Origin of the sequence: Pseudomonas sp. Nvir (assembly GCF_963778085.1) — a bacterium.
Classification (GTDB): Bacteria; Pseudomonadota; Gammaproteobacteria; order Pseudomonadales; family Pseudomonadaceae; genus Aquipseudomonas; species Aquipseudomonas juntendi.
Genome location: NZ_OY970405.1, coordinates 1425341 through 1437414, shown reverse-complemented (window position 1 = coordinate 1437414; position 12074 = coordinate 1425341). Strand labels below are relative to the sequence as shown.

8 protein-coding genes are annotated in these 12074 nt (G+C 56.0%); 5 read left to right on the top strand and 3 right to left on the bottom strand.

What is annotated here, in order from left to right:
- Positions 1 to 19: 19 nt before the first annotated feature.
- The 5 genes from AACG97_RS06900 to rfbC are packed head-to-tail and all read left to right on the top strand — an operon-like array spanning position 20 to position 4626.
- A complete protein-coding gene (locus tag AACG97_RS06900; RefSeq protein ID WP_225785799.1) occupies positions 20 to 1186 on the top strand; it encodes a nucleotide sugar dehydrogenase in 1167 nt (388 codons plus the stop codon).
- A gap of 26 nt (positions 1187 to 1212) precedes the next feature.
- A complete protein-coding gene (gene rfbB / locus AACG97_RS06895; RefSeq protein WP_225785800.1) occupies positions 1213 to 2289 on the top strand; it encodes a dTDP-glucose 4,6-dehydratase in 1077 nt (358 codons plus the stop codon).
- Entirely contained in the window at positions 2286 to 3191 is a 906-nt protein-coding gene (rfbD, locus tag AACG97_RS06890) for a dTDP-4-dehydrorhamnose reductase (RefSeq protein ID WP_225785801.1), read from the top strand. The genes rfbB and rfbD overlap by 4 nt, the downstream gene beginning before the upstream one ends.
- Positions 3188 to 4078 (top strand): glucose-1-phosphate thymidylyltransferase RfbA, encoded by an 891-nt coding sequence (gene rfbA / locus AACG97_RS06885; protein WP_225785802.1) that lies wholly within the window; start codon positions 3188 to 3190, stop codon positions 4076 to 4078. Before rfbD ends, rfbA begins: the two co-directional genes overlap by 4 nt.
- The gene (rfbC, locus tag AACG97_RS06880) at positions 4078 to 4626 is read left to right on the top strand and encodes a dTDP-4-dehydrorhamnose 3,5-epimerase (protein ID WP_225785803.1); all 549 of its coding nucleotides are present in this window, start codon (positions 4078 to 4080) and stop codon (positions 4624 to 4626) included. Before rfbA ends, rfbC begins: the two co-directional genes overlap by 1 nt.
- Before the next feature lie 642 nt (positions 4627 to 5268).
- Here rfbC and AACG97_RS06875 read toward each other — a convergent pair.
- Genes AACG97_RS06875 through AACG97_RS06865 form a run of 3 tightly spaced genes read right to left on the bottom strand, consistent with a single transcriptional unit; the run spans position 5269 to position 12073 of the window.
- Positions 5269 to 10068: a glycosyltransferase gene (locus AACG97_RS06875; protein ID WP_225785804.1), complete on the bottom strand. Its 4800-nt coding sequence runs from the start codon at positions 10066 to 10068 to the stop codon at positions 5269 to 5271.
- Positions 10065 to 11282 (bottom strand): ABC transporter ATP-binding protein, encoded by a 1218-nt coding sequence (locus AACG97_RS06870; RefSeq protein ID WP_225785805.1) that lies wholly within the window; start codon positions 11280 to 11282, stop codon positions 10065 to 10067. Before AACG97_RS06870 ends, AACG97_RS06875 begins: the two co-directional genes overlap by 4 nt.
- Positions 11279 to 12073, bottom strand: a complete 795-nt coding sequence (locus AACG97_RS06865; protein WP_225785806.1) for an ABC transporter permease — start codon at positions 12071 to 12073, stop codon at positions 11279 to 11281. The genes AACG97_RS06870 and AACG97_RS06865 overlap by 4 nt, the downstream gene beginning before the upstream one ends.
- Position 12074: the final 1 nt, after the last annotated feature.

The following is a 12074-nucleotide window of genomic DNA, read 5'->3' as shown; positions in this document are numbered from 1 at the left end:
TACAATTGAAGATACATATATGAAAATTGCTGTAGTTGGATCTGGTTATGTCGGGATGTCTAATGCTGTGCTACTTGCACAGCACAATGAAGTAACTTGCCTCGACATCGAACCTGGGCGAGTAGATTGTATCAACTCCGGTAGATCTCCTATTAAAGATGCCGATATAACTACCTATCTCGAGACTGGCGGCTTATCACTCATTGCTACAACCAATAAGCTAGAAGCTTATAGTGGGGCTAGATATGTGTTCATCGCCACTCCTACTGACTATGATCCAGTCACCAATTATTTCGATACGAGCTCTGTTGAAAGTGTCATAGAGGACGTGAGGCAAATAAACCCTAATGCGTTCATTGTCGTTAAATCTACTGTCCCTGTTGGATTTACGACACGCATGCAGCAGCGCTTTGAAACTCATAAGATTATTTTTTCTCCGGAATTCCTGAGAGAGGGGCGCGCACTTTATGATAATTTGTACCCTTCGCGGATTATTGTGGGAGACCTTACTGAGGACGGCAGCACACTAATTGATTTATTGCTTGCTGGAACAGTGCATAAAAATTGTCCTGTTTTGCAAGTGGCTTCAAGTGAGGCCGAGGCTATTAAGTTATTTGCCAATACATATTTAGCTATGCGTATTGCCTTCATCAACGAACTGGATACCTACGCAGAGGTTCATGGACTGAACCCCCGACAACTGATTGACGGTATTGGTCTGGATCCGAGAATTGGAAATCACTACAACAATCCCTCGTTTGGCTACGGAGGATATTGCTTACCCAAGGATACTAAGCAATTACTGGCAAATTATCGTGACGTACCCCAGAACTTAATCAACGCCATTGTTGATTCCAATACAACCCGCAAAGATTTTGTCGCCGAAAGTATATTAAAACGACAGCCGAAGCTTGTCGGCGTTTACAGGTTGGTGATGAAGGCAGGTTCAGACAACTTCAGATCCTCTTCAATCCAAGGAATCATGAAGAGGATTAAAGCAAAAGGAGTCAATGTCTGTGTCTATGAGCCCACTCTTAAAGCCAATGACTTCTTCAACTCTCCTATTGTTAATGATTTGAATGAATTCAAGAAAACGTGTGACATAATCATAACGAACAGACTGACAAATGATTTGCTCGACGTCATCGATAAGGTTTACACAAGAGACCTTTTTGGTGGGGATTGATATTATAACTGTAGGATGGTGATAACGTGAAGATCTTAGTAACAGGTGGTGCCGGCTTTATCGGCTCGGCAGTGGTACGTCACATAATTTCTTGTAGAGATGATTCAGTTGTCAACGTTGATAAACTGACCTACGCAGGCAACCTCGAGTCCCTGCAATCTGTCGATCAAGACCCGCGCTACGCTTTCGAGCACGTTGACATCTGCGACCGTGTCGACCTGGATCGCGTGTTCCTTGAGCACCAGCCGGATGCCGTAATGCACTTGGCTGCCGAGTCTCACGTGGACAGATCGATTTCCGGGCCGTCCGAATTCATCCAGACTAACATCATAGGCACTTACACCTTGCTGGAAGCCGCCAGGGTTTACTGGATGACGCTTGATGAATCTCGCAAAGCAGCGTTCCGCTTCCACCATATCTCCACCGATGAGGTTTATGGCGACCTGGAAGGCCCAGAGGATCTGTTCACCGAAACTACGCCTTACCAGCCAAGCTCGCCATACTCTGCCAGTAAGGCCAGCTCCGATCACCTGGTGCGCGCCTGGGCGCGCACCTACGGTCTACCAACCATCGTAACCAACTGCTCCAACAACTACGGACCTTTCCACTTCCCGGAAAAGCTGATCCCGCTTGTGATTCTGAACGCGTTGGAAGGCAAACCACTGCCGATCTATGGCAAAGGCGATCAAATTCGCGACTGGCTGTATGTTGAAGATCACGCCCGCGCGCTATACAAAGTGGTCACCGAAGGTGAAGTGGGTGAAACCTACAACATCGGCGGCCATAACGAGAAGCAAAACATCGAAGTGGTACGCACAGTTTGCTCACTGCTTGATGAACTACGTCCTGATTCCAAATTCCGCCCTCATGTCGACCTGCTGACCTACGTTCAAGATCGTCCAGGCCACGATCTGCGGTACGCAATCGACGCTAGCAAGATCCAGCGAGAGCTCGGCTGGGTGCCGGAAGAAACCTTCGAGTCGGGTATTCGCAAGACCGTTCAATGGTATCTGGACAACCCTGAGTGGGTTGAGCACGTTAAAAGCGGTAGCTACCAACAGTGGATCGACAGCAACTACGCCAAGCGTACAGGCCAAGCATGAAAATTCTGCTGTTAGGAAAAAACGGCCAGGTTGGCTGGGAGCTTCAGCGCGCGCTGAGCGTGCTCGGTGAAGTTGTGGCACTCGATCGACACCTGGCCGCCACACCTTACGGTGAGCTCAAAGGTGATCTTTCGGACCTGGAAAGCCTCAGGACTGCCATTCGCGCTGTCTCGCCCCAAGCGATTGTGAACGCAGCCGCCTACACGGCAGTGGACAAAGCTGAAAGCGAGCGCGACACAGCCCATCTTGTGAATTCCTTGGCTAGCCAAGTGATGGCGGAGGAAGCCAAGCGCCTGGATGCATGGTTGGTACACTACTCAACCGACTATGTTTTCGACGGCACCGGTACTACCCCGTGGAAAGAAACCGACAGCGTTGCGCCAGTTAACTTTTACGGCGCCACAAAACTCGAAGGCGAACAGCTGATACAGGCCTCGGGCTGTAAGCATCTGATTTTCCGTACCAGCTGGGTGTATGCTGCGCGGGGCAACAATTTCGCCAAGACGATGCTACGCCTGGCAAAGGAGCGTACCGCACTCAATGTAATCGCTGACCAGGTAGGGGTACCTACGGGGGCGGACCTACTCGCGGATGTGGCTGTAGCTGCTCTGCAACAAGCGTGGCATAAAGCTGAGCTAAGCGGGATCTACCACCTGGTACCAGCGGGCGAAACGACCTGGCATGCATATGCTAGCTATGTTATTGACTTCGCGCGGAGTCATGGTGAGGTTCTCGCGGTCGAAGCCGTGAATCCGATCGCTACTACCGAGTACCCTACCCCGGCTAGTCGCCCGTTGAATTCACGCTTGGATACCGCCAAACTTCGCAACTCTTTCACGCTGCACTTGCCTGACTGGCAAAGTGGTGTCACCCGTATGCTCATGGAAGCTCTTAACAAATGAACGTAACCAATCGTAAAGGGATCATTCTGGCTGGTGGTTCCGGAACGCGTCTGCACCCCGCAACGCTTTCTGTTTCGAAGCAGCTTTTGCCTGTTTATGACAAACCGATGATCTACTACCCGCTGGGCACTTTGCTGCTGGCAGGTATTCGCGACATTCTGATCATCTCTACTCCACAAGATACGCCTCGGTTCGAGCAGCTTCTTGGCGACGGCAGCCAGTGGGGCATCAACCTCACTTATGCAGTGCAGCCGAGCCCGGATGGCCTGGCACAGGCCTTCACGATCGGCGCTGACTTCATCGGTAACGATCCCTCAGCACTGGTGCTGGGCGATAACATCTTCTACGGCCATGACTTCCAGGCGCTGCTGCTGAATGCCGACAAGCGGGATTCCGGTGCGTCGGTATTCGCCTATCACGTGCACGACCCAGAGCGCTACGGCGTGGCTGAGTTCGACGACAGCGGCCGTGTGTTGTCTCTGGAAGAAAAGCCGACTGTTCCAAAGTCGAGCTATGCCGTCACTGGTCTGTATTTCTATGACAACCAAGTCGTCGACCTGGCCCGCGACCTGAAGCCGTCCGCGCGCGGCGAGCTGGAAATCACCGACCTCAACAATCTCTACCTGCAACAGCAGCAGTTGCAGGTTGAAATCATGGGCCGCGGCTACGCATGGCTCGACACCGGTACGCACGACAGCCTGCTCGAAGCAAGCCAATACATCGCTACGATGGAGCGCCGTCAGGGCTTGAAAGTGGCCTGCCCTGAAGAAATTTGCTACCGCGCTGGCTGGATCGACGCCGAGCAACTCGAGCGGCTGGCTCAACCCATGCTGAAAAACGGTTACGGCAAGTATCTGCAAAACTTGCTGAAAGAGAAGGTATTCTGATGCAAGCCATTGCGATGAGCATCCCGGAAGTCGTTCTGTTTACCCCCAAAGTATTCGGCGATGAACGAGGTTTTTTCTACGAGAGCTTCAACGCCCGCGTCTTCAGCGAAGTAACCGGCCTGCAGCCTGATTTCGTTCAAGACAACCACTCCCGCTCGGCTAAAGGCGTGCTGCGTGGCCTGCATTATCAGCTGGCACCTCACGCCCAGGGCAAACTGGTGCGTGTGGTGCAGGGTGAGGTTTTCGACGTTGCGGTAGATATCCGCCGCTCCTCCCCTACCTTCGGTAAATGGGTGGGTGCGGTGTTGTCAGCGGAGAACAAGAACCAGCTGTGGATCCCGCCAGGCTTCGCCCACGGGTTCGTCACCTTGAGTGAAACCGCAGAGTTCCTCTACAAGACCACCGATTTCTACTCGCCGCAGTGCGAGCGCTGTATTGCATGGGATGACCCGGCAGTCGGAATTGAGTGGCCTATCGACTTTACCCCAAGCTTGTCTGGCAAGGACCAGCTCGGGGTGGCACTGGCTGACGCCGAGGTGTTTGAGTAAAGGTCTATAGCTTAGAAGGGCTGCGAAAACGCAGCCTCTTCTCTGGACAGCTACCGGTACCGAGATTGTCGGTGCTGGTTCTTACATACCGCCAAAGAAGCACCCGCTGCATGGCCTGGAGCTGGTCTGGGCAGCGCATGACTTGGGCGCGCTGGCCAAACCGCTGATGCATGATGCGCAAGCGGGCATGGCTACGAACTAAGCGTTCACTTAGCTAGGCAGGGTCATTGCTGCCCCGCCCCCGCCTCATTTACTACCCAACTCGAATTTAATCTTGTCCGAAGGCCACCAGTGCCAGGACGGTGTAGGCGAATAACAGCCAGGCTGGTTAACGGGTGAGGCATTGCAAGACACTCTATAGCCCTGCTCTCCCACCTCGCTGATGCTGTCACTAGGGCTGTAGTGGGAACAACCCGTTACGCCTGCCAGCAACGACAACGCAATCAAGAATTTCATGAACTTATCCCTGACGAGAGCGATGCCAACACGCCATCACTTACTTTCTTGTATGCCATTTCATGGTACCTGACAGGCTGTTGAACATGTATCGCGCAAAACACCTGCAATAAAAACCCCGCAAGCGCTGCACTGGCACGCTTACGGGGTTTATGGCTCAGCCCGCCCGGGCGGGCGGCTGCCGCGTCACTTCACTTGCTCTGCAACACCCAGCACATGTTTCTTGAGCACAGCTGCACTCTCGCTCCAGCGCAACCAAGGCATTGGCGCAGACAGCGGGTGAGCGTTTTTCTCAAACAGCGCTACCCAGTCTGTCAGCGCCTTGGCCAATGCTTCAGGTGCCTGGCCCTGGAAGTAGTAGGCATGGTCGCCGGCCACCTCGCGGAACACCGGGATGTCCCGCGCGATGATGGGCAGTTTTTGCTGGGCTGCCTCGATTAGAGGCAAGCCAAAGCCCTCGGCTTCCGATGCTGCAACCAGTGCAGAACATGATGCATACAGGTGGTTAAGGTTGGTATCGCTCAACCCTTCCAGCCAGAACAGCCGCTGCCCCATCTCAGGGTGCGCACGCAAGTGCCCGGTCAGGCCCTCTACCGCCCACCCTTCCTTGCCAACCAACACCAGGTTCAGGTCGCAGCCTTGCGCCCACAGCAATTCGAAAGCCGCCAGGGCCTGGTGGTGCCCTTTTCTAGGCTCCAGCGTACCGACCATGAGGAACGTCGGCGCTGCGGCCAGGCGCGCTTCCAGGCCTGGGTCCAGGTCGGGTTTAGCGTCCAGCTCAGCCGGTGTTTCAATATCCGCGCCCAAGTGGAAATGCCCAATTGATGGCAGCAACTTCAGGCCTTCATGCTGCTGCAGCCATTGTTTTACATCTACGGCAACCGCGGCGGATATGGCAATGACGCTGTCCGCATAGCGGCCAATCGAGCGCATCCAGTTGGTGAACGCGCCATCAATGCCCGGGTAGGCAAAGCGTGGGTGCAGCAGCGGGATAAGGTCATACACCACAAAGTGGATACTCACACCTGCACGGCGCATGCGTTCAAGTTCGGAGTTGAACTCCGGGAACAGATGGGCGCTCAGGTCAAGGCCGAGGAAAACATCACCAACGCTGTACTCCACCGGTTTTTCGTGGGCCGATGCAACATAATCGTTGGCCCCCGGGTAATTGCTGGCAATACGGTAGCCATGGCCCGATACGCCGAACACTGGCACTACCTGGTAGTCTGCACCCTCGGCAGCCTGGAACTCGCCTATTACCCGTTTTACCACGCGCTGGATGCCTGTTTTGGCATCACGGAAGTACAGTTCGGACACGTCCACCAGCAGTTTGCGCGGCGCGGTGGCGACCACGCTTGGGTTGGCTTCACGCTGCACGCCCACTAGCGGGTCAAGGTGCCTACGCGCGAATAGCAAAGCCTGCACAGTGGCGTCCAGGCGCCCGGAAATGCGCCCCCAACTACGGTCTTGTATCCACTGCTCCTGACGTGCGACCAGCTCACCGGCCTTGGTGGGGCTGGCTTCCAACTCGGCGATCGAGGCCACAATGTCGTCTACCTGGCTACCAGACATGCGCCAGGTAGCTTCGGACAGGTCGGAGAAGATGTGAATGGGGCTGACCAGCACAGGCTTGAGCGTGGCAAGGCCAATGGTCACCGCAGCACTCGCGCTTTCCTGGGTTTCCTTGTAGGGGAAGATAACGTAATCGGCGGCACTGAGAATGCGCAGGCATTCCTGAATGGGCAGGTAGTCGGTAATCCAGTTGATGTTGTGCTCTACCTGCAGCTCTGCGGCGCGGGTGCGGTAGGCATTGAGGGTTTGTTCACTGCGCGCATCCAGAATGGAGTGCAGGCCGATCATGCGCACGTTGCGGCCGGTGGCACGCTCTAACGGGCGAATGGTTTCGATGAGTGTATCGATACCTTTGTGTGACAGAATGAAGCCGAAGCAGGCGATAACCAGGTCATGCTGGTCAATGCCGAGCTCCGCACGTACACCGTCGGCACTGCCTGCAGGCAATGGTGACATGACGCCCAGGCCAATCATCATTACGTTGGCACTGAGCCCAAGCACCAGCAAGTTGTTGAGGTCTTCGGGCTTGTGCACGATGACCCGGTCGAGCTTGCCTAGTGCGCGGATGGCAGTGTCCGACACCCTGTAGTCTGCAATCAGGGGTTGAGTGGAGTGCAGCTCCAGAATCACCACTTTGCCTTGCGCATGCAGGGAGGCCAGGCGCTGGCAGATCTCTTCGTTCAGGGCAAATAGGCTGGGCTGGTGTTGCACGATAATCACATCGGCTGCCGCGCACGCATCGTTGCCCAACACATCAAATACCGCTTTGGCATCACCCAGCTTCCAGGCCGGTTGATACTCGACACCCTCCATTGGGGCGGTTCGCTCATCGCAATAGACGGTGATGTCGTACTGGCTACGGTCAAATTCGCTCATCAGCGACTGGCTGTACTCCGCCACCCCGCATTTGGTCGCCCAAGGCCCCACAACCACGAGCTTGGCTTTGCCGCTCTGCACCGGCTCCTGGTTCTTCAGCCACTGGGCACTGGCCAGCACGGCCTGGGCACTTTGCTCCCAGGTGTAGGCGCCGCGGATAAGCGCAATACCCTCGCGCCTGCGCTGCTCAAGCCCGGCGTCACCGGCAAGCACTTTGTCATGCAGCTCACGCATCTTGCGGCCGAGCGCTTCTTTGTCAGGCTCTACCCAGCACGAATTGGCGCTGCCCAAGTGGCTGCCAGACTTGGCGAACAGGAACGGTATCAGTTCGGCAGTTCGCAAGGTGCAGAAGTCGACGTGGGCGCCAAAGCCGGTAACGATGACGGGAAGCCCAAGTGCCAAGGCTTCAGCGGCAGGCAGGTTGAAGCCTTCTCCGCGTGTAGGCAGCACCAGCGCTTGTGCCGATCGGTACAGGCCGATGATGCCTTTGTCATCCATCGGGCTCTCGTCCACCACCACCGCAGGCAGGTTGCTGCGACCCGCGGACAGTTCGCTCAGCAGCTCGTGTACCCGGTTATGTGGGTTGGGGAAGGTCTTGATGTACAGCTCGACGTTGTCATCACTGGTAAAGGCATTAAGGTAGCCTTCCAGCAGTACATCAGGCCCTTTGCGCTCGAACATCGACGAAATATGCAGGAAGCGGACGGGCTTGCCGGCTGCTGGGCGCAGTGTCTCGATAGGCGGTTCGTCGTTACCGATAATGTGGTCAACGCCCATAGGGCAGACGAAGACCGGAAGACGGCAGCCGGAATCCTGAAGCACCTTTTTCACGAACGAAGCGGCCACGATCACACCGTCGAAGTGTTCGTTGAGGAACGTGATCGTATCGAACGGTATGGCGGTTTCTTCCCAGAAGAACACAACCATGCGCATGCCGGCGGCTTGCAGGTCAGTGATCATCGGGTAGTGGTGAACGATGGACAGTACGTCGCTTTCCAGCTCGCCTTCCAGTTTGTTGCCCACCGCCCGGGTCAAGCCCTTCTGGCGTTCGGGAATATCGATCGGGTTGTCGTAGGCCTTGCCATGGTAAGGCTGGAACGCCAGCCGGCCCTCGAGCAGGTCGAACATCGCCAGCCCCAACCCGCGGTTGACGATGGCCAGGCTGTAGTGCCCTTCAATGTGGCCGGTCATGCGCACGCTGTTGAACCCTGCCGCATGCGGTTGGTCTCGCAAGTACATGGCTTCTGGCAGCAAGGGTGCCTTGGGGTATACGGCGAAGCTAACGCGCGAGTAATCCACACCGGTGAAACTTGCACTTGGCATGCCGGGTGCGGCCATTGGCTGAATCAGCAAGCCTCGGTTTTGCGCGAACAGCTTGAGGCGGTGGTGAACGCCAGGGAAGCGGCGCAATACTCGGTTGGCGTTGGTGCGCAAGGTGGGGTTGCGCAGTACCGCGCCGAGGGTTTTCAGCGCTACTGGTCGCACCGCAGCTTTGGCGCTGTCCAGCAGGGTACGGGCCTCGCGTTCGCGCAACATCTGCTCAATGGCGCCAAGCCGCTGATCAAGCTGGTTAATGCTGCTGCCCAGCACCTCAATGTCGCCTTTTAGCTGTTGCTGCAAGGCCCGGTCACGGCCAGCGCGGTCGTCCAGGCTATCGACATCTTTTTTAAGCTGAAAAAATTCGGACTGGAACCGGTCGATGCTGTGGGCAAACTCGACGTTTACTTCACGCACCTGTTCCAGCGCGGCGTGGTTGCTGCTGGCGGCTTCATCAAGCGCATCAAAGTGTGCCTGAAGCTTACCTTCGTAGCGCTCTGCCAGGCTGTCGAGGGTAACCCCGTACTCCCGCTCGAACGCGCTGTCAAACTCGGCTAGCGTGCTTGCGGGCGCAGCCTTCTGGGCAACCACGGCGTAATCCTGGCTCACGCCATGGAACACGTTGAGCATGCGCATGTCTTCAACGGCCGGTATGGGCGTTGGCTCTTGCAGGCGCATGACGGTGTTCCGGCCGAACCCTTCGTACTCCACCAGGAAGCTCAGCAACAAGCTGGGGATCGGGCGTTCATGGGACGGGTCGAGGTAAAAATTGTTGGTGCCCACCACCAGGTTTTCGGCGTTGGGCGTTTCCAGAATGAGCAAGCCGCCTGGCACCAGCACACGCAGGGCTTCGGCCACCAGCGTTTGCAGGCTGTTGAAAGGAATATGCTCGGCCAGGTGGAAGCCCGAAACCAGCACCTGGCTGTTATCAGGCAGCGACTGCAGTTTGCCAATGGCGTCGGTATTTTCAACACTGAAACCGTTGATGCGGCACGCTTCCAGCATGCCTTCGTCAAGGTCCACTCCGGCTACGGCAAAGCCCTGGCGCGCCAACAGGCTCATCCATTCACCCCTGCCGCAGCCAAGGTCAATGGCCTTGCGTGCCTGGTCAAGGCCCAGCAAAGGCGTGAGGAAGGGTTGGTATACCTGCAACCTCTCGGTAATCAGCTCCGCCGACCCGCGGTAGCGGTCCTCGAAAGCGCGATAGAAAGGTTTTTTCACCGAATACACTCCACAGCTGTAGGCACCCACGCCATTCCGACAAATTGAGGCTTCGAGGTATTCACCACGTTGAATACCAGGGCAAGGTCCCGCCACTCATAATTGGTGCCGATATGCACATCGTTGGCATGCAATGCCACGGCCACCGAATACGAGCCGGCGCCCAGGTTCATATCGAAAGCGAAACGAAACTCGACCTTTTCATTGGCTGCCAGCGTTTTCAAGGCCTGGCCCAGGTGATGGGTATTGGTACCGTAAACGTGCTGGCCCAAGCGATCCTTGATGACGTAGCCCACTACCAACTCCGGTATGGCTTCGTGGGTTTCAACCTGCACACTCAGCGTGACAGGGTCGCCCACTGCCACGAACTCAACCGCTTGCCCGGCCGCATCGTAAAGCGCTACAGCTTCAATGGTGGCCTCACCACTGCCGGACTGGGTCTGCATGCTGCCATCGGCCAGCTCTTTTACCTGGACAGTGCTGTTTTCTTTCTCGGCGATCAGTGCGTTGTAGTAGTCCATCACCTGCTCAGGCGGGCCGTCCTTGATGATCGAGCCGTTCTCGAGCAACAGCGCACGGCTGCACAGCGACTGAATAGCGCCACGGTCATGCGACACGATGAGCAACGATGTTCCTTGGCGCTGGAACTCGCGAATGCGCTCGAAGCTTTTATGCTGGAAGTAACTGTCACCCACCGACAACGCTTCGTCGACAATCAGAATTTCCGGCCTGAACGCAGTGGCAACGGCAAACGCTACACGCATTTGCATCCCGCTGGAGTAGGTGCGGACCGCTTCGTCGAAGTATTCGCCGATTTCCGCGAACGCCTCGATGTCGTCAATTGCGCCTTCGATCTTCTCGGCACTGAAGCCCATCAGGCCAGCCGCGTGGTACACATTCTGGCGGCCGGTCAGCTCGGGGTTGAAGCCCATGCCAAGTTCCAGAATTGCAGCGATCCGGCCGTTGACATGTACCTGCCCCTGGGTGGGCTGCAACGTCCCGGTGATCATCTTCAACAGGGTGGACTTGCCGGCGCCGTTCTGGCCGATGATACCGATGGCTTCACCTGGCTCAATGGCAAAGTTTATATGCCGAAGTACCCAATGCTCGCTGGACGCACCGACCGGCAGGTAAAACCAGGTGGCGATCCGCTGCCACTCGGAACGGTAGGTTTTATAAGCCTTGCCAACATCACTTACCGATAACAGGCTCATAGTACATCCACCATTTCAGGAACCGAGCGACGGAACAGGAACAGGCCAAGCAGCAACAAGCCCAACGAGATGCAAACCATGGTAACGGCCTGGCTGAAGTCCGGTGCCTTGGCGTACACCAGTACGTCGTGATAGGCCGTTACGATGGGGTACATGGGGTTGTAGCTCAGCGTGCCACGCAGGTATTCCGGGATCACATTGACCATATAAACGATCGGTGTGAACCAGAACAGTACCTGCAGAATAATGGGCACCACCTGGCCGATGTCCCGCAGGAACACGTTGAGAATACCCAGCACAAGGCCAATGCCGACCGACAGCGCCACCACTATCATTACCAGTGGGATCAACCAGAACACTTGTACGGTGGGGTAATGGCCCAACAGTGCGAAAACGATCATTACCGCAAGGAACAGCAAGGCGTTGTTGAGCAGGCACGAACCCACCACGATCACAGGCAGCGTGATGCGCGGGAAGCGCATCTTCTTCATGATGTTGCCCTGCTCTATGAAAAGCGTGAGGCAGCGGCTGACGATTTCGGAAAACAGGTTCCAGGCCAGGATGCCTGCCATCAGGTACAGGGCGTATGCATATTTGTTGTCGATGCCGGGCAGCTTGGCTGCCAGGACGTTGGACAGGATCAATGCATAGATCGCAACCTGGGCCAGCGGGTGAATGATCATCCATAGCCCGCCAAGCTTGCTGCGCGCGAAGCGTGAAACGAATTCGTTCTTGATGGACGAGATGATGAAGCCACGGTAGCTCCACACGCCCTTGATCATGCCAAACATA